Annotated in this window: 23 protein-coding genes and 1 tRNA gene; 2 read left to right on the top strand and 22 right to left on the bottom strand. The window is 71.9% G+C overall.

What is annotated here, in order from left to right:
- Positions 1 to 27 precede the first annotated feature (27 nt).
- Positions 28 to 1,164, bottom strand: coding sequence for a reverse transcriptase domain-containing protein (locus tag ETAA1_RS08255; RefSeq protein ID WP_145236194.1), 1,137 nt, complete (start codon positions 1,162 to 1,164; stop codon positions 28 to 30).
- A gap of 395 nt (positions 1,165 to 1,559) precedes the next feature.
- Between ETAA1_RS08255 and ETAA1_RS08250 the strand changes: the two genes are divergently transcribed.
- Complete coding sequence (locus tag ETAA1_RS08250; RefSeq protein WP_145236191.1) at positions 1,560 to 3,605, top strand: recombinase family protein; 2,046 nt, start codon at positions 1,560 to 1,562, stop codon at positions 3,603 to 3,605.
- A 7-nt stretch (positions 3,606 to 3,612) separates the two neighbouring features.
- Here ETAA1_RS08250 and ETAA1_RS08245 read toward each other — a convergent pair whose 3' ends face one another.
- The 20 genes from ETAA1_RS08245 to ETAA1_RS08155 form a co-directional block, all read right to left on the bottom strand.
- On the bottom strand, positions 3,613 to 4,203 hold the full coding sequence (locus ETAA1_RS08245) for a reverse transcriptase N-terminal domain-containing protein (RefSeq protein ID WP_145236188.1): 591 nt from the start codon (positions 4,201 to 4,203) through the stop codon (positions 3,613 to 3,615).
- Between the two features lie 767 nt (positions 4,204 to 4,970).
- Positions 4,971 to 5,165, bottom strand: coding sequence for a hypothetical protein (locus ETAA1_RS08240; RefSeq protein ID WP_145236184.1), 195 nt, complete (start codon positions 5,163 to 5,165; stop codon positions 4,971 to 4,973).
- Between the two features lie 43 nt (positions 5,166 to 5,208).
- The gene (locus tag ETAA1_RS08235; RefSeq protein WP_145236181.1) at positions 5,209 to 5,547 is read right to left on the bottom strand and encodes a hypothetical protein; all 339 of its coding nucleotides are present in this window, start codon (positions 5,545 to 5,547) and stop codon (positions 5,209 to 5,211) included.
- A gap of 259 nt (positions 5,548 to 5,806) precedes the next feature.
- Positions 5,807 to 6,391 carry a hypothetical protein gene (locus ETAA1_RS08230; protein WP_145236177.1) on the bottom strand — a complete coding sequence of 195 codons (585 nt, stop codon included), beginning with the start codon at positions 6,389 to 6,391 and terminating at the stop codon, positions 5,807 to 5,809.
- A gap of 134 nt (positions 6,392 to 6,525) precedes the next feature.
- A complete protein-coding gene (locus ETAA1_RS08225; protein WP_145236174.1) occupies positions 6,526 to 7,071 on the bottom strand; it encodes a hypothetical protein in 546 nt (181 codons plus the stop codon).
- Positions 7,068 to 8,444: a hypothetical protein gene (locus ETAA1_RS08220; RefSeq protein ID WP_145236171.1), complete on the bottom strand. Its 1,377-nt coding sequence runs from the start codon at positions 8,442 to 8,444 to the stop codon at positions 7,068 to 7,070. The genes ETAA1_RS08225 and ETAA1_RS08220 overlap by 4 nt, the downstream gene beginning before the upstream one ends.
- Before the next feature lie 20 nt (positions 8,445 to 8,464).
- Positions 8,465 to 8,761, bottom strand: coding sequence for a hypothetical protein (locus tag ETAA1_RS08215; protein ID WP_145236168.1), 297 nt, complete (start codon positions 8,759 to 8,761; stop codon positions 8,465 to 8,467).
- 21 nt (positions 8,762 to 8,782) lie between these two features.
- Positions 8,783 to 9,646, bottom strand: coding sequence for a DUF6744 family protein (locus ETAA1_RS08210; protein ID WP_145236165.1), 864 nt, complete (start codon positions 9,644 to 9,646; stop codon positions 8,783 to 8,785).
- A gap of 154 nt (positions 9,647 to 9,800) precedes the next feature.
- Positions 9,801 to 11,189, bottom strand: coding sequence for a hypothetical protein (locus ETAA1_RS08205; RefSeq protein WP_145236162.1), 1,389 nt, complete (start codon positions 11,187 to 11,189; stop codon positions 9,801 to 9,803).
- A 124-nt stretch (positions 11,190 to 11,313) separates the two neighbouring features.
- A complete protein-coding gene (locus tag ETAA1_RS08200) occupies positions 11,314 to 12,450 on the bottom strand; it encodes an AAA family ATPase (RefSeq protein WP_145236159.1) in 1,137 nt (378 codons plus the stop codon).
- 88 nt (positions 12,451 to 12,538) lie between these two features.
- Complete coding sequence (locus tag ETAA1_RS08195) at positions 12,539 to 13,309, bottom strand: 3'-5' exonuclease (protein ID WP_202920749.1); 771 nt, start codon at positions 13,307 to 13,309, stop codon at positions 12,539 to 12,541.
- Positions 13,306 to 13,494, bottom strand: a complete 189-nt coding sequence (locus ETAA1_RS31675; RefSeq protein ID WP_202920748.1) for a hypothetical protein — start codon at positions 13,492 to 13,494, stop codon at positions 13,306 to 13,308. The genes ETAA1_RS08195 and ETAA1_RS31675 overlap by 4 nt, the downstream gene beginning before the upstream one ends.
- Before the next feature lie 94 nt (positions 13,495 to 13,588).
- A complete protein-coding gene (locus ETAA1_RS33390) occupies positions 13,589 to 15,457 on the bottom strand; it encodes a recombinase family protein (RefSeq protein ID WP_145236153.1) in 1,869 nt (622 codons plus the stop codon).
- A gap of 780 nt (positions 15,458 to 16,237) precedes the next feature.
- Positions 16,238 to 16,708, bottom strand: a complete 471-nt coding sequence (locus ETAA1_RS08185; RefSeq protein WP_145236150.1) for an SMI1/KNR4 family protein — start codon at positions 16,706 to 16,708, stop codon at positions 16,238 to 16,240.
- A gap of 128 nt (positions 16,709 to 16,836) precedes the next feature.
- Positions 16,837 to 17,331, bottom strand: a complete 495-nt coding sequence (locus tag ETAA1_RS08180) for a DUF6940 family protein (RefSeq protein WP_145236147.1) — start codon at positions 17,329 to 17,331, stop codon at positions 16,837 to 16,839.
- Positions 17,332 to 17,462: 131 nt separating this feature from the next.
- Positions 17,463 to 17,879, bottom strand: coding sequence for a hypothetical protein (locus ETAA1_RS08175; protein WP_145236144.1), 417 nt, complete (start codon positions 17,877 to 17,879; stop codon positions 17,463 to 17,465).
- A 172-nt stretch (positions 17,880 to 18,051) separates the two neighbouring features.
- A complete protein-coding gene (locus ETAA1_RS08170) occupies positions 18,052 to 19,479 on the bottom strand; it encodes an integron integrase (protein WP_145236142.1) in 1,428 nt (475 codons plus the stop codon).
- Positions 19,480 to 19,819: 340 nt separating this feature from the next.
- Complete coding sequence (locus tag ETAA1_RS31670; RefSeq protein ID WP_202920747.1) at positions 19,820 to 20,296, bottom strand: TIGR02996 domain-containing protein; 477 nt, start codon at positions 20,294 to 20,296, stop codon at positions 19,820 to 19,822.
- Positions 20,297 to 20,737: 441 nt separating this feature from the next.
- Positions 20,738 to 21,040, bottom strand: coding sequence for a hypothetical protein (locus ETAA1_RS08160; RefSeq protein WP_145236136.1), 303 nt, complete (start codon positions 21,038 to 21,040; stop codon positions 20,738 to 20,740).
- Positions 21,030 to 21,422: a hypothetical protein gene (locus tag ETAA1_RS08155; protein WP_145236133.1), complete on the bottom strand. Its 393-nt coding sequence runs from the start codon at positions 21,420 to 21,422 to the stop codon at positions 21,030 to 21,032. The genes ETAA1_RS08160 and ETAA1_RS08155 overlap by 11 nt, the downstream gene beginning before the upstream one ends.
- A 188-nt stretch (positions 21,423 to 21,610) precedes the next feature.
- On the opposite strand from ETAA1_RS08155, the gene ETAA1_RS31665 reads away from it, so the two are divergent.
- A tRNA-Cys gene (locus tag ETAA1_RS31665) sits at positions 21,611 to 21,678 on the top strand.
- Positions 21,679 to 22,509: 831 nt separating this feature from the next.
- Here ETAA1_RS31665 and ETAA1_RS08150 read toward each other — a convergent pair.
- Positions 22,510 to 23,436, bottom strand: coding sequence for an acyl-CoA desaturase (locus ETAA1_RS08150; protein WP_145236130.1), 927 nt, complete (start codon positions 23,434 to 23,436; stop codon positions 22,510 to 22,512).
- Between the last annotated feature and the right edge of the window lie 43 nt (positions 23,437 to 23,479).

Raw genomic sequence — 23,479 nt, 5'->3', positions numbered from 1 at the left:
ATTTTCACCGCACACGGCTCGTGCCGATCACGTACCGGCGTGGGACTTCAGATCCCGGAGATGGACTTGTTGATGGCAGTACAGGTGCAGCAACTCCAGGTTCTCCGGGGCGTCCTCGCCGCCGTCCTTCCTGGGCCGTCGGTGGTGGCGGTGCAGCTCCTCCCCGTTGAGCAGGTCGTCACCACAGATGGGGCAGATCCAGCGTTGTCGCAGGGCGAGCTTCTGGTCCAGACGACCGAGGTCACTGGCGGCGCACTTCCGGCGGTCCGCCCAGTACGCCCTCAGACGTGCGTCGTCCGGTGAGGCCGTCCCCTTGACCGGGATGTGATGCTTCTGACGGAACCAGCTGAATCGGAGGCGGTAAGCCCCGGTGGACTTGTCGCCGAACACCCATCGGTCCTTCTTCCCGTGGACCGGCACTCCCCAGTACTTCCGCACCAGCCAGGAGCGGGACTTCGTCGGGTGGCGTCGCTTGGCGTACCGCACCTCCCGGTCGTACATCCACTTCTCCAGCTTGGCGAACGTCTTGCCCGCGCACTGGGCACGGAAGTAGTTCGCCCACCCCCGGATGAGCGGGTTCAGCGCCCGGACCACGCCGCCGACGGGGGCTCCGAGGAACCGCCGCCAGACCTCGCGCAGCCGGTCGATGACCCGCCGCACCGACCCCCGACTCGGACGGATGTGCAGCCGCCAGCCGGACGGGCTGGACGGGACCGCGCGGTGTCGGACCGTGAACCCCAGGAAGTCGAACCCGTCGGGCAGGTGGACGAGCTTGGTCTTCTCCTCGGAGAGTTGAAGGCTCCGCTCGCCCAGCCAGCTCCGCAGCTTCTCCAGGCACGACCGTGCCTCCTCCCGGGTGTGGCAGAACACCACGAAGTCGTCCGCGTACCGAACGAGAGCCGGGGACTTCGGCTTCAGTTCGCCGTTGGCCGCGTACGCGACCCCCAGCGCCCGTTCCATGCCGTGGAAGGCGATGTTGGCCAGCAGCGGGCTGATGACCCCACCCTGAGGCGTGCCCGCGTCCGTCGCGTGCAACTGCCCCAGCTCCACGTACCCCGCCTTGAGCCATTGCCGGACCAGTTCCCGTGCCGGGAACCGGCCGACGGCCCGCATCAGCGGCTCGTGGCCGATGTTGTCGAACGAGCTGTGATGTTGATACCCCATTCCACAACCCACCTCGTGCGCTTCCCGAGCAGGTGACGGTCACCGATCCGATGCATCCGCTGCACGGTCGGACGTTCCAGGTCATCTCTGTTAGCCGGCAGCCGCGTGATGTGGGATACGTGATGGTCGCCTATCGCGATGCGATTCGACTTCGACTGCCCATCCCCGCCACGGACCTGTCATCCTTCACGACGCCCTCGCCGCGGACCAAGTGGACGCACACGGCGATCCGGGCATTCCTCGACCTCGTCGCGGAAGGATCCTCGACATGTCCCCAAACGTCGCCTCGCCCCTCGAATCCCGGGTCCCAACCTCGACCGTCTGGACGCGGCTCGCGCCGTCGCTGAGGAACGAAATCCTCGCCGACCTCGCCGCCATTTACACGGAGGTTCTCCATGCCAGTGTCCGAATTGATCACGCCCGACCACCTGGACCGACAGGCCCTGATTTACGTCCGCCAGTCGAGCCCGCATCAGACGCTGACCAACCAGGAGAGCCTTCGCCTCCAGTACGCGCTGCGGCAGCGCGCCGTCGAGTGCGGCTGGCCGGCGGAGTCCGTGCATCTCATTGATGCGGACCTGGGCCAGAGCGGCAGTACGGCCGAAGGAAGGCGCGGCTTCCAGGACCTGGTCACACGCGTCACCCTCGGCCAGGTCGGCATCATCTTCTCCTACGACGTCACCCGACTGTCCCGAAACTGTTCCGACTGGTATCAACTCCTCGACCTCTGCGGCTTCCGACGCTGCCTCATCGGCGACCGCGACGGCATCTACGATCCGTCCTCGATCAACGGCCGCCTGTTGCTCGGGCTGAAAGGCCAGATCTCGGAACTGGAACTTCATACCATCAAGGCTCGACTCACCGCCGGGCTGATCAACAAGGCCCGCCGCGGCGAACTGGCTCTCATTCTCCCGGTGGGATTGGTGCGCGACGAATTGGGCCGTGTTGTGAAGCACCCCGATCGCGAGGTACAGTCGCGGATCGAACTGGTGTTCGCGTCGTTCCTGAGGCTGAAATCGCTGGCGAAGGTGATGAGGCATCTGAACGCCGAGACGTTGCCGCTGCCGCGCCGCGATCGCTTCGGCGACGTCGCCTGGCGGCGGGCGACCATCAGAAGCGTCGGCGCGATCCTTCGCAATCCCGCGTACGCAGGTGCCTTCGCCTACGGCCGCACGCGCTCGGTCCGGACCACGCCGGGTCGGCCGGCCGTGCAGAAGCCACTGCCCGTCGAGCAGTGGCGCGTTCTCATTCGCGACCACCATCCGGCCTACATCGACTGGACTACCTTGGAGAGAATCGCCGGAATGATCCGCGACAACCACAGCGAGTATCAGCGCAACCAGACGCGCGGAGCCCCGCGCCGCGGACAGGCCCTGCTGCACGGGATCACGTACTGCGGCGAATGCGGGCACAAGATGGTCGTGCAGTACAAGAGCCGGCCGACTTACATCTGCAATCACATCCGCCAGCAGCACGGCGAACCGGTCTGCCAGTACCTGCCCGCGAAGCCACTCGACGCTTACGTCATCGAGCAGTTCTTCGCCGCCCTGGCACCGGCGGAACTCGACCTTTACGACCGCGTTCACGGCGAGTTCCGTCGTGCCTCCGACGATGTCCGCAAGGCCCGCGAGCAACAACTGGAGCGACTTCGCTACCACGCGAGCCTGGCCGAACGGCAGTTTCACAAGTCCGATCCGGACAATCGCCTGGTTGCCGGGGAACTGGAGAAGCGATGGGAGGCCGCGCTGCGGGAACTCCGCGCCGCCGAGGAGGAGCAGGCCCGCCTCGCGAATCCACCGTCGGAGATCGTTCCCCTCGACGACGCCACACGACAAGCCTTGATCGCGGCGGGAACGAGCTTGCCGCAGTGGTGGCGTGACGGCCGCTTCACGCGCGAGCAGCAGAAGGCCTTGCTTCGCTGCCTCATCGACAAGGTCGTGCTGCACCGCCTGGCTGCCGACCGCGTGCATTGTCGAATCGTCTGGCGAGGTGGTGAAACGACGTCCACGGAACTTCCCGTCACGACCGGCACGCTGAAGACCATGACGAACTTCGCCGAGATGAAGGAGCGAATCCTGGCCGCGGCGAAGAGCGGCCAGTCGGACGATGACATCGCACTGTCACTGACTCGCGACGGCTTCCGGTCACCACGACATGACCGCGTGTTACCGAGCACGGTCAAGACGATCCGCCTGAAGCACCGCATCCTGGTCGAGAAGCGGCAATCGCACCCACGTCACATCCGCGGCAAATGGACCGTTCCCCAGTTGGCGAAGGAATTGAAAGTCGAGAAGCACTGGCTATACGATCGCATTCATAAGGGGACGATTACGATCACACGTGATGCGAAAACCCGGTTGTACCTGTTCCCCGCGAAGCCCGATACGCTGCGAGTATTGCGACGACTCCAGCAGGGCCTCGTCAACACCGTTCGTTTTTAGGAGGGCATCAAGATGCTAGGTCGAACGCCCCCTTGATGTCGGCGTCAACCACCCACCGCCGGGTACACGTCCCCTTGGCGAGTTGGTAGATCCGTGCCATGGCATCGTGGCACCCGCGACCCGGGCGGAAGCCGTAGCTCGATCCCTCGAACCGGGCCTCCCACTCGGGCTCCAGCGCGTTCTTGACCACCGCCTGCCGGCAGCGGTCCAGAATGGTCGGAATCCCGAGGGGTCGGAGCTTGCCGTTGGCCTTGGGAATGTACACCCGTCGCACCGGCCTGGCCCGCCAGACTTGCTGGCCGGTCATCGTCTCCACCAGCTTCCCCCGAGCGGTGGGGGTTTTGACGAGAACCTTGTCCACGCCGGGCGTGTTCCTGCCGCGGTTCTGCTGCGTCGCCCGCCTCACGCCGAGGACGACGTTCGACCAGCTCCGCAGCATCAACTTCTGAAGGGAACGGACCTTCTTCAGGTCGTTCTCCCGCGCGGCCCGGAAGATCCGCTGTCTCAGGTTCCGAACCACCCGGTTGGCCCGCCGCCAGTCGATGGCGTTCCAGTCGGTTGGCCCCGTCGGTCCGTTTGAACGACCGTGGTCGCCCATCTAACTTGCCCTCCGGTGAGGAACCGTCACAACGTCCTTCGGGCGATCGACCAGCCCTCCGTCAGCACCCTTTCGGGTCGGTCAGCGGACCTATCCGGCGGGTTATGAGTTCCCCGCGCCTTTCGGCTGCCGGCATTCGCTTCCGAGGGCATCCCGTCCCCGCTGCGGGCTCAAGCCTTCGTTGCCGTCGGCTGGCTGCGACCGCCGCAGACCGCATCGGGGTTACCGTGTTCCGCATTCGAGAGACCCGACGGGGGTGGGTGTCCTCTGTACTCCGGGGGCGGCGGTGTCGCCGCCTTCGCCCTATCAGCCGCGAAGGCCGTGGGGCGGGATCGGTCCCCCCCCGTGCCCCGGTCACCGGCTCAGTCGGTTGCCGGTGTTTCCTTTGACGAAGCCTCGACGAGGATTCACTCGCGTTCACCCGTCCCGTCTTCCCCTGGCCTGTGGTTTCCCTCCGACTGGTACTCCCCTTGGGCGTCTCGCCCGCGCTCTCGACCGCCCCGTTGCCAGGGCCGCCGAGCGGGCTGGGGACCGACCCCGACACCGGGTCGGTTGATCCGTCGCGATCCGCTCATCACCTCCTTTCGGGATCGTCGATCACACTCCACGAATGCGACTTCACGTCGCGATGACCCCTAAGAAAAAGTCCGCGGGCCGACGGGCGTGCCCGCGACCGATGGTCCGTCCCCCGCCCCACGCGCCCGTACGAGACGGGGGTGAGACGGAGCCGGACGATACGATGACACCGGCCGAGCCGGATGAACCGATCAGCGGGTCAACGAGAACCGGACGGCGGCCAGTTCCGGGAACGCCCGGACGGCGGCCCGGACGGCTTGCCGGAGCCGGTCCATGAACGCGGTCCCGGCCAGCGCGTCGCGGACCGCCTCGGCGTACTCGTCGGGCAGGCCCGCGGGGACGCGGACGGTCACGTGCAACTCGTCGATGACGACGGACTTCGCCATCCCTTATCCCTCCGACGGAGTGGCGGCTTCGACCGGCGCGCGGTCAGTTCCCGAGCAGGTCCATCACGCCGAGGACGACCAGCCGGGCGACGAAGGAACTCGCCGCCAGGTAGAGGAACAGGATTGCGGCCCGGCCGGCACTCAGGCCGAGGCTGCCGAACGCGGCGGCGCCCCACGCCACCAGCCCGGCCAGGTAGCCGAACGGAAATTGCACGAACGAGGTCAGGGCCGCGACGCCGATCGCGGTGGCGGCGGTCGCGGGGTAACCCGGGGCGACGGTCGAGTCGGACCCGGCGACGGTCCCCCGGTAGCAGGCGACCGACGCGAACCAGCACGCCGCCGACAGCGCGACGAAGATCAGCAGCGCGAGCAGGTAGACCATGGCAGGTTCCTTTCGGATCGGCGTGCGGTCAGCCGGCCAGATAGCCGGCCGCCAGGATGAAGAACAGGAGCGCGAACAGGATGGGCACGGTGTTGCTCCCAGGGTTCGTGGGTGTGAGGAGGGCAGCGGGGTGGGGAATCGGTCGTCCGACACCGCGTGAGAAGGGCCGCACGGGCTGACGCGTTCCCGCGGGAACGCGCGACCGGCCGGCTCCTCTCAATCGACGCGGTGTTCCGCGTCCCTAGCCCGCTGCCGGCGGTCAGCCGGTGCCGCCGAACCCGAACAACCCGGTCGAGCGGCGGACCCAGTGGCCGACCTGGGCGGCGACCGCGGCCGCCGCCCCGCACGCCCCGGAGATCACGGCGCTGGCGGAGTGCGGGCACAGGTAGGCGAGGGCGCCGATCGCCACCCCAACCCCGGCCCCCACGGCCAGGATCTTCTTGACGGGCATCACCAGCGCCAGGGCGCGGAAGGTGGCCGTGACGGACGCCGCCGCGGCCCGGCACCGGTCGGCGGCGACATCCCGCGCGGCCCGGAGCCGGGCCTTCAGCCGGGTCCACACGTTCGGGGGGTTCGGGCCGGGCGCGGGGGGAGGGGCGGCGTTGGCGGCGTGGGCCGCGGGCGGGGTGGCCGGGGCGAGGCCGGCGATCATCGCCCGCAGGTCGGGGTTGGCGAGCACTTCGAGGACGACGTCCCGGACGGCCTGCCGGGCGCCCTCGCGGGTGGCGTCGGCCACCGCCTCGGGCAGCGCCTCGGCCAGGGCGTCGATGATCGTGTCCATCCGGTCCAGCTGGTCGCTGAGTTGCTTCCGGGGTCGGCCGTTCGTGGTCGCGGTCGCGGTCATGGTCGTCTCCGTGTGGATGGTGGGGATGGTCGTGTGTGGCCCCGGCCGCGCGCGGGCGCGCCCCGGCTGCGACCCGCGGGCCTAGGCCCCGGGGCTGGTACGAGCGGGCGTCGCGTCGCGGGCGGGGCGGGTGGTCAGAGGCGGCCGAGCCGGGCGGCCCCGGCTCCGAGGGCGTCGGTCGCGGCCAGCACGTCGGCGGCGGCGGCGAGGACGGCGACGGCGGTCCGCGCGAGCGAGCCGCCCAGCAGCCCGACGAGGCCGACTCCGAGGCCGACCCCGGCGGCGGCGAGGACGCCCCCGCCGGCCCGCCCCGCCCACCACCGCGCGACCGCCGCCCCGGCGGCGACGGCCACCGTCACCAGGGCGCCCGGCGGCGGCCCGGCGGCGCGGTCATCGACTTCCCCGCGGTCGGGGTCGTAGTCGTCGTCGCGGTCGTCGGCCCACGGGTCGCGGGGCCGGCCCCAGCCGTCGGCGCGCTCGTCGCGGTCGGCCCACGGACCTCGCGGTGCCGACCGAGGTGGGGCGAGCACTCGCCTGGCGACGACCGCCCCGACGACCTCGCGGACGGCGTCGCCGACGGCCCGGGACAACTCCCCGGCCACCGCCACCCGTACCCGCTCCTTGAGGTTGGCAACGAACGCAGCCAGGTCTGCGAGCTGGCGGCGGACGAGGGTCGTCACGGCCCACCCCCCGGCCCGAGGTTGAGGGCCTTCAGGTTCGACCACACCTGGCTGAGTACCTTCTGGTGCCGCCGGCCGGCCTTGACCGCGGCGACCAGCCTTCCGGCCTTGACCAGGGTGTCCGCGACGGCCGCCCGGAGCTCCTCGGCGGCGGTGAGCAGGTCGGGCGGGTCGGCGGCCGGCGGGTCCGGCGGGGCGGGCGGGTGTTCGTTCGTCTCGTGTCGCACGGTAGTCCTCCTCTCGGGGAGTTGGGGGTGGGGGGTGGCAGCGGCGGTGGTCTCGGGTGCGACGGCGAGGTCCGGGTCGAGGGCGGCGACGACGAGGGTCTTGTTCCGGCCCTCGAACGCCACCGGCCGGTCGGGGGTGGATACCCGGACGGTGACGCACCCGAGCGCCAGGGCGCGGGCCAGCACCCGCCGGTTCACCGCGACCCGCACCGGCGGGCCGGTCGCGGGGGACCGGAGCATCCGGACCTCGTGCACCTCGCCGGTCGCCCCGTCCCGCGCCCGCACGACTACCCCGCCGGCCAGGTCGAGGGTGACCGGGTGGTGCTCGGCGTCGGCCCCGAGCAGGCCCGGCAGCGCGGCCAGCAACTCGGCCGCGTCCCGGTCGTCGATCCCGGCCACGGTCCCGGCGGCCCGGGGCATCACCGAGGCGAGGTCGGGGAAGCGGCCGTCGGTATCGACCGGCAGGTGGACACGCCACGACCCGGCCGCCACCACCATCTCGGTCGGGGTGCGGCCGACCCGCACGGCCGCCTCGCGGGTCAGCTCGCGGCACCCGAACACCGGGACGGCAGGCACGAGTACGTCGGGCGTGAACGGCAGAGCCAGCCCGTCCCAGATGAGAGCGGTGCGGCCGTCCGTGCCAACCACCTGCCCGGCCATCCCCCGGACCTGGACGCGGGTCAGTGCGTACCGGCAGGGCTCCCGCGCGGTGGTTCGGCCGCACTCGTCGAGGGCGGCGAGCAATTCCGACGGCGCGGGGTGCCACTCGCCCGGCGGGTCGGGCGGGCGGTGCTTCGTCCCGGGGAGGACGGCCTCGAACAGGTGGGTGCGGGGGCCGCCTCGGTCGATCCACCGGGCCTCGCCCCGGATCGCCCCCGCCGCCGCCAGTTCGACCGGGTCGTCGCCGGCCCCCTCAACGGCGTCGAGGACCGCCATCGGGACGACGAGCACCCCATCGCCGCCCCGCGTCGGGGTGGCGTGGACGAGGATCGCGTCGGCCGTCCGCACGCACGCGGTCAGCGTGCCGGCCCGGCTCTCGAACACGACCGGCGGGGCCGGGCCGCGGGGCCGGCCCGAGATGCACTTGCGGGCCAACGCCCGGACCGACCGGGCCAGCCCGCGCGAAATCACGATCACGGCGGTCACCTCCATTTCGGGGAGTCGATTCAGTCCACCCGCCATCCACCCGCCAGCATCTCCTCGCCGTCGTCGAACACCTCCTTCGGGAGGGCGAGGAATTGGTCGAGAGTTCGCGGGAGGGCGAACACGTTGGTCAGGAACACAGTCGCGGAGTATCCGGTCAGCCCGCACGCCCCGCGGGCGTCGAACATCAGACCGAGGTCGATCGCCCCGCGGCCGTGGCGGATGACGGGCAGGAACGGCCACGCCGGCCACAGGGCCGGCGTGGTGGCGAACCATAGGTGCCGGGCCAGGTCGCCCGGCGGGATCGTGGGCAAGAGCACAGCGTCCTCCCGTTGGTGGGCTCAGGCGACGGCGGTGGCGGCGAGCTGGTCGACCTTGTGCCGCAACTCGTCCCGGGCGGAGGCCAGCTCCCGGTCGAGCCGCCCCTTCTCCTCGCTCAGCAGTTCGGCGTACGCCTCGACCTTCAGCCGGGTCTGGCGGATCTTGTCGGCCGCCCGCTTGAGCGTGTCCTCCCGGGTGTCGATGCCGAACGCCGCCACCGCCTTGCGGTGCTCGTCCACCAGGGCGGCGAGACCGGCGGCGACCGACTCCTTCACCGAGCGATCCCCCTCGGGGAGGCCGCGCGGGACGGGGAACCGGAGGATCTGGCCGTTCAGCCGGCCGAGCATGACCTGCACCTTGTCGACGAACGCGCCGTGGCGGTCCGGGACGAAGTACACGCCGCCCTGCGGGCGCACCGGGAACAGGTCCGCGTGGCGCTCGAACAGCTTCTGGATCACCTTGGTCACGTCACTTCCCGTCCGGGCGTCGGTCGCGCGGTCGAGCTCCTCCTGGGCGAGCGTCGCCAGGCCGGGCAGGTCGCAGGTCACCGACCCGGTCCTCTTGTCCAGGGTGAGCATGGTTTCGAGGGCGTACTCGAACCGGTCCCCGTCCCGGCTCTCGGCCGTGAACTGGAACCGGACGCTCGCCTCGTCCTCGCCGACCTGGCGGATGATGCGGCGGTCGCAGAGCTTCTTGCACGCCCGGGTGAAGGCGTGCTTCGGGGCCAGCTCGCGGGCGACGTTCTCGTCGAGGCCGGCGTCCTTGAGGGCGGCGAGCAGGGTCGGGTGGGTGACGGTCACCCCCGAGCATGTCCACGAGATCACCTCGCCGAGCAGCGTGGTGCCGATGGGGAGTGGGAACGGGGCCGCGGCGGTCGCGGGCATGGGACACCTCCGGTGGGTGGGAAACGGGAGTGCAGCGACCCTCCCCAGCGCGCGGCCGGGACGGGCGCGTCGGAACCGGCAGAGACCACGTCACGCCGGGGCCGGACGCCGTGTCCGCTCGCGGGTCGTGGTGGTGCGGCGGCCGGGCGACGGGTTACAGCGAGAGCACCCGGCCGACGGCGTCGCCGTCCGGGCCGAGGGAGCGGACGACGTGGACCTCGTCGCAGACGCCGGCGAGGTCGCCGGGCGCGTTCTCGATCACCAGCGTGACGAGCCGCACGCGGGCCGACTGCTTCCAGGCGAGAAACGCCTCCCGCACGTCGGCCGGGAGGCGGCACTTCGCGTCCGTGACGAACACCACGTCGGTCACCCCCGGCGGGGCCTTCAGGTCGGCGACCATCCGGGGCAACTCCCGCACGGGGATGTCGATCTCGGACCCGCGACCGATGAACGCGGCGAGCCAGTCCAGGAGCCGCGCCTCGTCCCACCGGCCGGGCGGCAGCGGCAGGAGCCGCTCGCCGCTGTCCCCGGAATACGCCACCAGCGCGCACCACCGCCGCTGGCTCCGGGCCACCCACGCCAGGGCGAGCGCCAGCGCCTTGGCGGTGTGGATCTTCTCCCCGGACATGGAGCCGGACTCGTCGAGGCACACGACGACCGGCCCCTTCCCGGCCGGCTCGACCGCGTGGTGCTCCCGGCACAGGGCCTGACGCTCGACGATCCGCCGGAGGGTGTCGAGCTCCAGCTCGGGGACCATGAGCCGCACCAGCTCGGACGGCAGCAGCCGACCGACGTCCCCGCCCGGCTCGACCCCGACCACGTCGTCCAGCCCGTGGGTCGCCTTCATACGCTGCTTGCTCTGCGCGACCCGCCGGAACCGACCGGCGAGGTCGCAGATCCGCCGTAGGGCGGGGTCGCCCCGCACCTGCCGGAACAGCGCGGCCACAGCCGCCGGGTTGTTCGCGCCCGGCATCCCCGGCCCCATCCCGAGCGCGCCCGCCGCCTCGTGTAGCTCCGTGACCTCCGTCCCGGCCGCCGCGACGGCCCGGCCCACGGCCCGCAGGGTGGCCATCTCCACCGCCAGCCCGTCCCCCGCCCCCGGCGCCGCCCCGGCCGCCGCCTCCCGTTCGAGTGCGGCGAACTGCTCGGCGAAGTGGGCCGCGGCGATCCCGGCGGCGGTGTCGTCGAGGTGAGTGGCCGCGTGCAGGGCGCGGTACTCCGGGGTGTCCAGGAGTTGGGCGAGGTAGCGGTGCCGGCGCGGGTCGGCGCACGACTCCCGGAGCCGGGGGTCGGGGTCGAATCCCGCGCAGAAGAAGTCGGCGGCAGCGTGTTCGCCGGTGCCCGCGTCCCGGAGCCGGGGGCTCTCGGCGACCAGGTCGCGCCCGCGGCGCAGCCCCCAGGCGTCGACCTCCAGCGCCGTCGGGCCGGCGTCGGCCATCGGAGTCGGGCCGGCCGCGGGTGCGATCACCACCCCGGACACCGCCGGCGCGGCGGGCGGCTTGCCGTCCAGGTCGAGCAACTTCAGCAGGTCGTTCGGGTCCATGTCCTCCTCGGGTCGTGGGTGTGGGACTGCGGCCGCCCGCGACCCGGTGCGCGCGGCCGCGCGCACCGGGTCGCGGACGGCCGTCGGGTTCGATGCGGTGGGGTGTTGACGGGCCGGGACGGGGTCAGACGGCCTCGATCGAGGCGAGCTTGAGCTGGCGGAGCTGGTCCTTCACGTACGCCCGGCCCGCCGCGACCCGGCCGTTCCCCGTGAGCCCGGCGAGCTGCCGGTCGACCTCCGCGAGCTTGGCCGCGGCCCGGGCGGCGTCGGCCAGGTTCCGCACCTCGGCCGCGGCCAGCACCTCCTCGACCTCGAGCAGCAACTGCGTGACCCGCATCCCGACCGGGTTGGCGATCTTGGCGATCACCCGGGCGGCCGCCTGCGGCTGCTCCTGCGGGTCGTCCCAGAGGGTGTGCCGGGCGACCTCCAGGTGCTCGGGCTGCACCTCGTCGGCGCCGCACAGGTAGGCGAACGCCTGTACCACGCCGACCGTCTTGAACTGCCGCCGGTCGCCCGGCCGCACTCCCTCCTTCGCCAGCTCCTTCAGGATCACTTCCAGTGCCTCCTTCGCCTCGGCCGACCACGGCAGGCTCTGCGCCCGCCGCCGGGCCTGGTCGACCTCGGCCGGGGTCACCGCGGTGGTGAGTTTGGGGGCATGGTCGCGGGTCCACAGGAGCCGCTGCCGGCCGGCCTGCGAGCGGATCGGGGAGACCGTGGCGCGGAGGACGAACCGGTCCAGCAGGGCGGACAACTCTTTGCCGGTGTCCGGGCTCGGCCACTCGTTCGAGGCCGCGACGCACAGCCGGAGCGGCACCCGGCGGGCGACCCCGTCGCCGGCGTCGTAGGTCCGCTCGTTGAGGATCTTGAGGAGCGTGTTGAGGACCGCGCTGGAGGCCTTCCACACCTCATCGACGAACGCGAAGTCGGCCTCCGGCAGCCGGCCGGCCGTGACTCGGACGTACCGGTCCTCCTTCAGGCCGGCCAGGCTGACCGGCCCGAACACCTCCTCGGGGGTGGTGAACTTGGTCAGCAGGATCGAGAACTTGCTCCCGCCGGTCCAAGACAGGAGACTGTCGAGCAGCAAACTCTTGCCGCACCCGGGCGGGCCGACCAGCAGGACGTGCTCGTTGGCGAGCAGGGCGGTGAGGGCGAGGTCGATTTCCTCGTCGCGTTCGATCAGGGCGGCCGACAACTCCTTGCGGGCCAGAGCGAACTTGTCGCGAGCGGGGTCGGGTGGTGGTGGGGGGCGGAACACGTTCATGGCGAATTCCCGATCAGTCGTGGATGTGGCGGGGCGGGAGCCGGGCTAACCGGCCTCTCTGTTATTATGACGCAATGGTGATCGATCTTTAGCGCCGCCCGTGGACGGCGGCGAGCGCGGCCCGCACCAGGTCGTGGGCATCGACCAGGAATGGACGGGTGAGCATCCACCCCAGGTAGTCCGCGTCGGTGCGGGCCACGTCGGCCAGCGGCCGCCCGGCGTGCTTGCCGAAGGCGAATACCACCGCCCCGCCCGGGCCGCGCCGGAACTTGCCGGCCACGTCCACCTCGACGAGCACGGCGTGTAGGTCGGCCGGCGCCGCCGGCAACCCGTACCGGGCCACCTGGGCGTCGAGTACGGCGGCGGCCGCGACCGCGTCGGCGCCGGCGGCGTGGGCGTCCGCGTGGTCCCGACCGAGGTAGAACGCGACCGCCGCCGACAGGGTGCGGGCCTCGTGCCGGCGGTACACTGCCAGGGCGTCCAGGATGGCCCGCCCGGCGAGGGAGAACGCTACCCCGGCCCGGGCGAACTCGTTCACCAGGAGCGGCAGGTCGAACCCCGCAATGCCGAACCCGGCCAGGTCGGACTCGGCGAGCCGCCGGGCCAGGACCGGGGCCAGCGCCGCGAACGCCGGGGCGTCCCGCACGTCGGCGTCGCCGATGCCGTGGACCGCGGACGCGGCGGCCGGGATCGGGCGGCCCGGGTTTACCCGCGTCGCGAACAGTTCATCGGTGCCGTCCGGGGCGACCGTCAGGACAGCGACTTCGACGACGCGGTCGGTCGCGGGGTCGGTGCCGGTGCTCTCCAGGTCGATCACGGCCAGCGGCCGGTCGAGGGTGAGGTGTCGGAGGCGCGTCACGGGAGCACCCCCGGCGGCGCCGGGTCGTTGAATGGCGCCTCCGCCACCGGAGCACCCGGGTCGAGGTTCGCGTCCGGGTCGGCCGGCGCGGCCGGCCCGGTACCACCGGCGTGCCGCGACCGCAGCCACGCCTCGGCGAGGACGCGGGCAATCCGCTCGGCCCAGATCAACCACCAGTTCGGCATGATCTCCTCCTCGTGTCGGGAATCTGGCGGGACGAAAAACGACGAGGCCCGGCAACCTTGCCGGGCCTCGAAGCCGATCATCAGTCGGTCGAACTCACGCCGCCTGCGGGCCGTCCCCGGACGCGCCGGTGTACCTCTTCCAGGCGACGAAGACGCGGTTCAGATCCATGCCCGTGCGCCGGACAATCTCCTCCCAGGTCACCCCAGCCGCGCGCCACTCGGCGATCGCCGGCGCCCAGCGGTCCATCGCCGTCGGCTCGCCCAGGTCGAGGCTGAACTCCGGGCCGGGGTCCGCGGGCGCCGCCGGCGCGTGCCGTACCGTCGCGGGGAGGGAATCCCCCGCGGCGGCGGCCAGGGCGCCCCAGGCGTTGACCCGGACCCGCAACCGGACGAACCCGCGCTTCTTGCCGGCGGCGATCACCGGTTCGGCGGCCGCCGACGCCAGCGCGAGTCGGAGGAGCGATTCCGGGCCGGCCGCCGACGCCGCGCGGGCGGCCCACTCCCCGAGCCGCGCCGCCACCCACGCCTCGTCGGGCAGGGCGACAGCGGCCGAGCCGACCGCCGCGTACCCGGCCAGCCGGCGCTCGACCTCGGCCTTCTCCCCCTCGGCCTCCCGGAGGCGGGCGGCGACCGCCGGGCTGCTCAACCCGCCGGCCGCCAGCGCGTCCACCAGGTTGCGGATCTGACGGTCGAGGTCGTCGGCCCGCCGGGCGTCCCGCTCCCGCTCCGCAGGCACCCGGTCGGCGGCCGCCCGGACGGCGTCGCACGTCAGCCGGAAGAGTACCCCCATCCAGTCCGGCCAGCCGCGGAGGAGGTCGAGGAGGTACGCGGTCAGCGCCCCCTCCGCCCGGTCGGCCGGCACCTGCGTGGTCATCCCGCACAGCCCCTTCTTCGCCCCCGGGCAGGCGTAGTACCGGCGGGCGTTGCTGTGGTGCAGCCACAGCTTGGCGCCGCACGCCCCGCACGTGAGGATCCCGCCGAGCGGCGACCGCGGGTAGATGTCCGCCGGGTTGGGCTTCGGGCCGCGCCGCTTCTGCCCGTCCTTCGTCCCGAACGTCGCGCCCAGTTCAGCGAGCCGGGTGGCGGCCCGGTCCCACACGCCCTGCTCGACGATTCGCAGGTCGGGCCGGTCCCGCGTCACCTCCTGCCCGCGGGGCACGGCCGCCTGCTTCTTACGGCCCCCGGAGTCGCGGACGGTCGTTGTCATGCCCCACACCCAGTGGCCGACGTACTTGGCGTTGGTGAGGATCCGGTGGACCTGTTGGGGGTGCCACCCGGGGGTCGTCGCCCGGCCGCCCTTGGGCACCCCGAGGCGGGTCAGCTCCCGCGCGATCCACCCGATCGAGTACCCCGCGACGAACCACGCGAACACCTGCAGCACCCACCCCGCCTCGACCTCGCACACCCGGACCCCCTTCTTGGGCTTGGGGCCGCGGCGGGCGAGCTGCGCGGCCCAGTCCGGGTCGAGGTAGAAGGACTCGTACCCGTACGGGAAGTCGCCGGCGCTGCCGTCGGCCCGGACCCGCCCCTCCTGGCCGCGGCGGACCCGGTGTTGGAGGTCGCGGACGGTCTGCCCGTGGTGGAGCTGGAGGACCTGCACCTTAAGCTCCCACCCGGAGACGTCCGTGTCGATCCCCTCCCCGGTGCTGAGGAACCGCCCGCCGGCGAACACCAGGTCCTGGATGAACGCGAAAGAGTTGTTGTCCCGGGCGAGCCGGGACTGGTCGTCGACCGCGACGGCGGCGACCTCCCCGCGGGCGATCATCGCGCGGAGCAGCTGGAAGCCCTCGCGCGCCGTCTTGGTCCCAGACTCGGCCTCGTCTTTGATGACAATGATGTCGTCCGCGGCGTATCCGTGCCGCATGAGGACGGCCCGGACGGCCCGCTCCTGGTCGGCGCAGCTGTCGGCCCGCTGCATGTCGGACGAGTACCGGCAGTAGATGACGATCTTCTGTCGAGACACGGAATCCCTCCCCACACCAGGGACGAATTCCGGCCAGGATGCCGACGAACCCCGACTGTTGCCCGCATGAAGCACACGCCTCACGCGGTGGCGCAACTCTCGAACTCCGCAGCAGTAAACGCTACGGATGTCGCGATCGCCCGGTGCAACAGTTGAAGCTCGACGAGAGGGTCAGCTAATGTGAAACGTCTGGTTCGGCGCGGCACCCGCTCCACAGCGTACCATCACCCACCGCCCGCCGCTTCATTGTCTGTCAGGAGTTCCAGTCGGAACCCTCGGGTTTGGCTGTCCACGGTCAGTGACCCTTCCGAGAGGATGTCCCGGCCGAGGGTCATCTCCGGCCCGGCGAGGTCCTGATCCGCCGCCACAACCCGGTCGAGGAAGTGGACGCCGGGGCCGCCGTACCGCCGGGCGTAGAACCAATCGACAAAGCAAATACGCACACGGTACAGCGGCGGGGAGCCGCCGAGGGGCTCCCCGCCTGCCTGGATCAGGAGCGCCGCCCTGACCCGAGTGGTGGGCGCATCGGTGTCGAGTAAGGCCCAGACTGGGACCGGCGGCCCGGACCCCGAAGCGGCTATTCCGGGTGGCGCCGCCAGATAGAGTTCCGTCGCCGGTTTCCCCTCAGAGACCCCGCCGCTCCACCTCATTGGGACTCGCTTCCGTGGATCGACCTCGCCGAACGAAAAGCTCAGCTGCCCGGCCCGCCCGTGACAGCTCGGTGTCACAGGCAGAAAAGGCGGGCCGGGTCAGCTGCAGCGTAGGGTTCGGCGTTTGGGGCTAAACCAGGAACCGCCACCCCGGCGTGTCGGCGACGTAGGCCGCCCAGTCGGCGACAACCCGCTCCAGGAAGCCTGCGAACGTCGTAGCCACCTGCGACACACTACCCGTCTCGTGATCCCACCGCCAGACCCGGCCGCTGGCCGACAACAGGAAGGCATTGCCGCCGCCGTCGGTGCCGACCGGGGCGACCGACTCTCCGCCGGCCGATTGTGGGAAGTCCGAAAGCGACAGGCGATCAACGCTGCCCAACCAGTAGCCGTTGTGGACGGACATGCCCACCACGCCGCCGGTCGAGGCCAGGAACGCACGGAAGTCGGCCGGCAGCGGGAACCCGGCGGCCCGCTCAAATGCGGCGACGATCTCGGGCGCGGTGGGCGAGTCGAACCGCGGCCGGTCCTCCCATTCGCAGCCGGGCCGTGGGATGGCGAGGGCGAGTTCCCGCAGCTGCGTCACCGACGCTTCGACCACCGAGTGCCTCCGCCGCCGAACAACAAGCTCAGCAGCCGCCCGGGTAGCAGATCAGAACCGGGCGCCGCGAGCCAGCGAAAAGCGCGAATGAGCCGGCGGTCTGCTGCAGCGTGGGGTTCGGCCGCCTGCTAACGATAAGGGGCGAACCCGTAGTACTTGGGCCGGTCGTCCAGCCGCACGTGCAGCCACGGCACCCCGGCCCCGGCGGTACTGAGCCACACCGGCTTGGCCCCGATCCGCCGGGCCATCGCCTCTCCGACGGCCCGCCACAGGGCGTCCCGCTGCGTCTCCGGGGCATGCCGCACGAAAGCCCCGAGGTGCCCGTAGGCGGAGCGGTCGGCAACCGGGGACGGGGCGATCAGAACCGCATCCCCGCCGAGGTTGGTGAACTCGACCACGCCGTCTGCGGCCCGGGGGAAGTACTCGGCGAACGCTTCGGGGTCAGCGGCACGGGCCAGCCCGGGGGTGTCCAGTACCACGTACTCGAAGGGTCGGCTCACGGTGTCGGCGGTGACGGACGGAGTCTCCCACCGGAACTCGGACAGGCCGGGGCGTGGGCGACCGCTGAGGGCGTTGTCGATCAGGGTGCGCTCCAAGTCGAGCGCGAGGACTTTGACGCTCACCCTTCGTAAGCCCTCCGCCGCCGAACAGAAAGCTCAGCAGCCGCCCGGGAATCGTACCACGGGCCGGCCCACCCATGCCGCTGAAAAGCGCGATTGAGCTGGCGGTCTGCTGCAGCGTGGGGTTCGGCCGGCTACGGCTCTGGGGCCAGCACCGCCACGACCTCCGCGGCGGGAACCCCGACCGCTCGCGCCAGCCCGAGCGCCTGCGGGGCCACGAAGAACGCCGAGCCGGGGTCGAACGGGTCGGCAGGGGCGGTGGCGTTGTACAGGGCCTGGCAGCACGACTCCTCGAAGTGGTGCTGGCATTCCCGCGGCACATCCTTGGCCTTCATCGCCGCCAGCAGCCGGCGGCGGATCTCGTCGAACACCGCGTGCCCGGCCGACCACCGCGCCGGCGTGGCGGCCAACTCGGCGACGCGGGCGTGGCTCTCGGCGTCCGGCACCCTGCCGACGAACACCCGCAGCAAGTCTGTGATGATCCCGCCCATCTGGCACTCGTAGGGGCCGGGGTGCCGCTCCGGGAAATCATCGAGTTCGGGGAATGCCACCGCTAAGACGCCTCCGTCGCCGAACCAGTGCGTGATTTGCGGCTTTGCAATCTATCACATTTCGCCACCGACGGGGATCCGGCGGCGGTAACAGCTCCGCCACAAACCACTTCCGCCGAACTTCGATCCGAACAGCTTTGCAATCTATCCTGCTAACGCACCTTGCGAAGGCCTACTCCGCGTCCAGCGGACTCTGCACCCCCCGCCCCCCCTTGTTCAGCACGTGCGTGTAGATCATCGTCGTCTCCACGTTCGCGTGGCCCAACAACTCCTGAATGACTCGAATGTCGTACTTCGCCTCCAACAGGTGGGTGGCGAAGCTGTGCCTGAACGCGTGACTCGTCGCCCGCTTCGACAGCCCCGCCGCCGCCACCGCCCCGGTCACCGCCCGCGACAGGCTCGACTCGTGCGCGTGGTGCCGCCGCTCCTCCCCGCTTCGCGGGTCGATCGACAGTCTACCCGACGGGAACACCCACTGCCACTTGTACTCGGCCGCCGCCCCCGGTAGCTTCCGCGCCAGCGCCTCCGGCAGCCACACCCGCCCCCGCCCGGCCGCCAGGTCGAGCTCGTGGACCCGCCGCACCTCGTCCAGCTGGAGCAGCATCCGCGGCCGGACGGCCTCCGCCAGCACGGTCCGCCGGTCCTTCCCGCCCTTCCCCATCCGGACTGTGATCTCGGCCCGGTCCAGGTCGATGTCCTTGACCCGTAGCCGGAGGACCTCCATAAGCCGCAGCCCGCTCCCGAACATCAACTCGCACATCAGCCGGTACGGGTCCGGCATCTTCCGGAGGACGGCGGTCACCTCCGGCCGGGTCAGGACGACCGGCTCGGCCCGCCGGCGGGCGGCCCGGACGACCCCGGCGATCTTCCCCGGCTCGGCCCCGAGGACGTGCCGGTACAGGAACAGCAGCGCGCTGAACGCCTGGTTCTGGGTGCTCGCACTGACTTCCCCCTCGACCGCCAGGTGGGTCAAGAAGGCGGTCACCTCGGCCGCCCCCATGCCGTCGGGGTGGCGCTTGTCGTGGTACAGGACGAACCGGCGGACCCAGTCGGTGTACGCCCGCTCGGTGCGGATCGCGTAGTGCCGCACCCGGAGGGCGTCCCGCACCCGGTCCAGCAGCCGCGGCGCCGGGGGCGGTGGCGGGCCGCCGGTCGGCGGGGCCGGGGGCGCGACCGGGGTGGCCTGGGGGACTGCCCGCGCGGGCGGGGCCGGCGTACCCGGGGGCGGGGCGGGGTCGGCGTACCGCACGACCTCGACCGGCACCCCCGCCTTGCGCGCCCGGGCGATGGCGTCGGCGGTGCCCGGGCTCTGCCCGTCCCAGAAGAACACGGCCAGGGCGCACCCGGCGACCATCTCGCGGTTGCGGATCGGGCCGGCCGCCCGGCCGTGGGCATCCCAGTCGGGCACGTACCGCTCGACCGCCAGCCCGCGGGCGGCCGCGTACCGCTCGCCGAGCCGGTCGGCCCCGCCGGCCCCGCCGGACACGACCGCCACCGGCCCGCGGCCGGCCAGGAGCCGGTCGAGGGTGGCGCACAGCAGAGGGTAGTCGGCGAAGGTACGGGAGCCGGCGATGAGGACACGGGATCGAGTGTCGGTCACGGCGGATTCTCCGCGGGGATGGCCGGGCGATTATCCCGCGCCCGCGATGGGCGAGGCAATCAGAATCCGCCCGTTGCCGGCGACCGCGGCGGCAGAGCCGGCGACTGTGGTAGTGTGCCGGACGGGTCGGAGGGGGCGGCCCAGACGACGTCGGGGGCGGGGTCGCAGCGGCAGTGCTCCTCGCACCGGCCACACGGCCCGCAGTACTCGGCCGCGCAGTCGCACGGGTCGAGGGAGTGTCCAATGCGAACCTCGCAGCACCAGCACCGGAACACGACAGGCGGCCCTCGCGGGGGTGGTGGATCGGGGCCATCCCGCCCGCCGGGGCGGCCGCGGGGGGTCACACGCCCGGCAGCAGCCGGTCGGCGGCCGCCGCGAGGTACGCCCGGCGATCGGCCTCCCACACGGCGCGGCAATCCTCGGAGGGCGGGCAGACGGCGGTACAGTGCCACGCCCCGCCGGTGAACTCCAGCATCCCGCCCGCCGCCCCGCAGTGGCAGACGACCCCGGCCCGGCGGGCAGCGCCGCGGCGGACCGTGGCGACGACGCAGGCCGGGTCACGCGCGTGCGGGAGCAACTCCGGGCGGCGGACGGCGTCGGGCTGCCAGACCAGGTAGCGGGCGCGTGGGGTGGTCGGGTAGCGGTACAACCCGCGGGCGACGACAGTCGGGACGACGGCCCACCACCCGGGCAGCCGGAGGACGAGCGCCCGGTCGGGGTGGTCGTGGTCGTCGAGCCAGTCGGCCAGGACGAGCCGGGGCGTCTCGTCCCCGGGCCGGCCGAGGGCGGCCGCGACGAGGGCGTCGAGGTCGGACACGGGGGCACCTCCCGGCCCGGAGTCTACCGCCCCGCGACCCCTGCCGCCATCCCCCGGATGGTCAGTCACGTCGTCGAGGTTGGCCGTTTGGCGTCTGACCCTCGCCCGCGGTGGGTGGCGAACGGGTGCAAGAGGTGCGGCCGCCGAGCGACCGGGAAGTGGGTAATGGGGATAAGACAGAGAATAAGACTGGGCGGGGGTGGCGCCGGTGCCAGGGGTGGGGTGGCGCCGGCGCCAGGGGTCGGACCTCGTCCCAACGAATCCCCAGCCAGGCTGACTCAGGGAAGCTCTGGCGGTGGCACCGCATCTGGGCGGCTGATGATGACGAGCAGGCGCAGGACCGCGGGGCGGATCGAACCGGGTCAGGATCGCCGGGACGGGGTCGTCCCCGTCGTACACCACGGTCGAGGAAGGCCAGTAAGGCCCGTCGGCGGGGCTCCGTCAGGTTGGCACGTCGGCGGGCGGCGGGACGTGTTCGGGGCCGAGCACGATCTGCAGCGCGGTCGGGAACCGGCGGCGGAGATCGTCCAGCACAGCGGGGTCGGGGCCACTCGCAGGGTGGTAGACGTAGGTGCGCGTCGCACCCGCCCCGAGCCGGTGAACACCGGGCGACAGCTCGCGGGTATCGGTCAGCCCGTCCATCCCCGCCGGCAGGACTTCCACCACCAGTGGCATGTCGGCGCCAGCCTGCAGCGCCGCCCTCACCTCGACCCGGCGCAACCGGCCCCGCAAGTCACGGCCCATCGGTCACCCCCTTCTGTGAGTCGGTGGCGGCCTCCAACCCGGCAATCCGCCGCTCGAGGTCGGTCAGCTCGCCCAGCTTCGCCCCGAGCTCGATCACCTTCACCGCGGCCCGGTGCCGCACGTCCGGGTCGGGGTCCGCCAGCAGCCCCCGGAGCAAGTCGGCGGCGCTGGTCATCGTGTCCGCCAGCCGGCCGGCGGCGGCGGCGCCGAGCATCGCGGCCCGGAGTTCGGACACCCGGCGGCGGAACGGGTCGTCGGCCAGCCGGCGGAAGACAGTCCGCTCGGCCACACCGGCGGAGGTCGCGGCCTCCCGGGCGGTCTTCCCGGCGGCCAGGGCGGCGGCCAGGAGGTCGTCGGCGTTCTGTCTGCCACGGTGTGCCACGGTCAGTCACCACCCTTCCCGCCGGCCGCAGAGTCGGCAGCGCCGACCAGCGCCAGCACGGCCCGGCGGAGCGGCTCGGGGAGGGTCGGCCATGCGGCGACCACGGCGGCGAGGGCCGGATCGGCGTGGGCTGCTGCTCCCGGTGCTGCTCCGGGATGGGGAGCGGTCGCGGAAAGGCATACAAGGACGGCGTTAGCGTCGGCGCGGTCACGGTTTGCAAAACCGTCATTCCCCGGTTCGAATCCGGGCGAGGCCTCTTTCTCAGGAACCCCCGATTGAACCCGATCGCTCGCAAACCCCTGCACCCGCAGGGGTTTTTTCGTGTCCGCCTTGTCGCCTTCCCAACCGTCGGTTTCACCGTTCAGCCTGAGACCCCCCCCGCTGCCGATTCCTACCGCTCCCGTTACTGCTCCCGTCGTTGGTTCTGCTCATCCGGAGGGCGGCGGGTTCGCAGCCCAGCACGGTCTCGCCGAGGAGGTTCGCTGCCACTGCACCGAGGGCATGCAACCGAGTCCGGCCGTAACTTCGGCGTGCCGCACCCACGCGGCCCGCTTCGCCGCGGGCTTGAGGAACCCGCGGCCGTCCTCGCTGAGCGGGTCGTAGACGGCCCCCCCCCGCGCTCGAGTTGGCGGACGTGAGGCCTGCCGTCACGTCCGCCAACGCCGCGCCGAAGTCGTCGTCGTTCAGGAACGGGGCGTAATCGGATCCCGCATCCGAGCGCGACCTTGATACCGGAACTCGCACCCGAGAGCACCGAGCACGGGCCGGATGAGAGGTATTCGAGCCCGCTTCGTTCGGGTACTTGTCGAGCCGGCCGCCTTCCTTCGCCCACAGCTAACCGAGTGCGGTCAGAGTGTCGGTCGCGGCGGGATCGGGTTCGGGTTCGGGTTCGAGCGGGCGGTCGAGCCGGTGGTCGGCGAAAAGCCTGCGGTCTCGGACCGGGAGGAGGTCGGAGAATAGGTCGTTATGGCGGGCGCCATCGGAGACTGTTCCGGCCAGTTGGTCGAGCGGGGGGCTGCCGAGCCTTACCCCGGCCGAGCTCCCGAGCAACCGTCACTGCCCGCCAGTCACGGACGGGCCTGCGCCGTCAATCCGCTGCCGTGCACACGGCGGGCACCCGCACCTTCCACGCCAGCCCCACCGTCTCCAGCAGCCGGATGGCGTAGTAGCTCGCGTCCACCTGCCACCACCGGAAGCCGTGACGGGCCGAGGTCGGGAAGGCGTGGTGGTTGTTGTGCCACCCCTCGCCCAGCGCCAGCACCCCGAACAACAGGTTGTTGCGGCTGTGGTCCTTGTCCGGGTACGGCTGCGTCCCCCACAGGTGGCACACCGAATTCACGCTCCAGGTGACGTGGTGGACCAGGAACGCCCGGGCCAGCCCGCCCCACAGGAAGCCCAGCAGGGCCCCCGTCCACGTCCCGGTCAGCACGCCGCCCAGCGCCGCCGGGATGAGCATTCCGAGCGCGACCCACAGGGGGAACAGGGCGCTCACCACCCGCACCGAGGCGAGCCGCCGCAGGTCCGCGACGTACCGGTCCAGCCCGGCCGCGTCCGACCGGAAGGCCCACCCGAGGTGGGCGTGCCAGAACCCGCGCACCACGCCCCATATCCCGCCGCCGTGGCCGTGCGGGGTGTGGGGGTCGTCGCGCGTGTCGCTGTGCTGGTGGTGCCGGCGGTGGAACGCCGCCCACCGCAGCGCCGGCCCCTGCGCCGCCATCGACCCGAGGGCCGCCAGGACGAACCGGACGGCCGGGGTGGTCTCGAAGCTCCGGTGCGTCAGCAGGCGGTGGAACCCGACGGTGATGCCCAGCCCGGTGAGCACGTACATCCCGACCAGCAGCCCGAGTTCGACCCAACCGAACCCCCACCCCCAGGTCGAGACGACGGCGGCGGCGAACCCGACGAGCGGGACGACGACCGTGGCCAGGGTCGCCAGTCGGGCGGCCTTCGAGAGTGGCTTCGAGATTTCCGCAGCGGGCGCGTCGAGGTCCGACTGGCCAGGGGAGCAGGACATGCAGCGGTCCGTGTGGTGAAGGTGGTGCGGGGCAAGTGGCAGA

This window comes from Urbifossiella limnaea, from assembly GCF_007747215.1.
GTDB lineage: Bacteria > Planctomycetota > Planctomycetia > Gemmatales > Gemmataceae > Urbifossiella > Urbifossiella limnaea.
The sequence above is the reverse complement of the archived record's forward strand: the minus strand, read 5'-3'. Positions and strand labels throughout refer to the sequence as shown.

Coding starts and splice junctions, on each gene's coding strand:
- ETAA1_RS08255 (WP_145236194.1), bottom strand. CDS start 1,164: ATGGGGTATCAACATCACAGCTCGTTCGACAACATCGGCCACGAGCCG.
- ETAA1_RS08250 (WP_145236191.1), top strand. CDS start 1,560: ATGCCAGTGTCCGAATTGATCACGCCCGACCACCTGGACCGACAGGCC.
- ETAA1_RS08245 (WP_145236188.1), bottom strand. CDS start 4,203: ATGGGCGACCACGGTCGTTCAAACGGACCGACGGGGCCAACCGACTGG.
- ETAA1_RS08240 (WP_145236184.1), bottom strand. CDS start 5,165: ATGGCGAAGTCCGTCGTCATCGACGAGTTGCACGTGACCGTCCGCGTC.
- ETAA1_RS08235 (WP_145236181.1), bottom strand. CDS start 5,547: ATGGTCTACCTGCTCGCGCTGCTGATCTTCGTCGCGCTGTCGGCGGCG.
- ETAA1_RS08230 (WP_145236177.1), bottom strand. CDS start 6,391: ATGACCGCGACCGCGACCACGAACGGCCGACCCCGGAAGCAACTCAGC.
- ETAA1_RS08210 (WP_145236165.1), bottom strand. CDS start 9,646: ATGCCCGCGACCGCCGCGGCCCCGTTCCCACTCCCCATCGGCACCACG.
- ETAA1_RS08205 (WP_145236162.1), bottom strand. CDS start 11,189: ATGGACCCGAACGACCTGCTGAAGTTGCTCGACCTGGACGGCAAGCCG.
- ETAA1_RS08200 (WP_145236159.1), bottom strand. CDS start 12,450: ATGAACGTGTTCCGCCCCCCACCACCACCCGACCCCGCTCGCGACAAG.
- ETAA1_RS31675 (WP_202920748.1), bottom strand. CDS start 13,494: ATGCCGAACTGGTGGTTGATCTGGGCCGAGCGGATTGCCCGCGTCCTC.
- ETAA1_RS08160 (WP_145236136.1), bottom strand. CDS start 21,040: ATGGGCCGTGACTTGCGGGGCCGGTTGCGCCGGGTCGAGGTGAGGGCG.
- ETAA1_RS08150 (WP_145236130.1), bottom strand. CDS start 23,436: ATGTCCTGCTCCCCTGGCCAGTCGGACCTCGACGCGCCCGCTGCGGAA.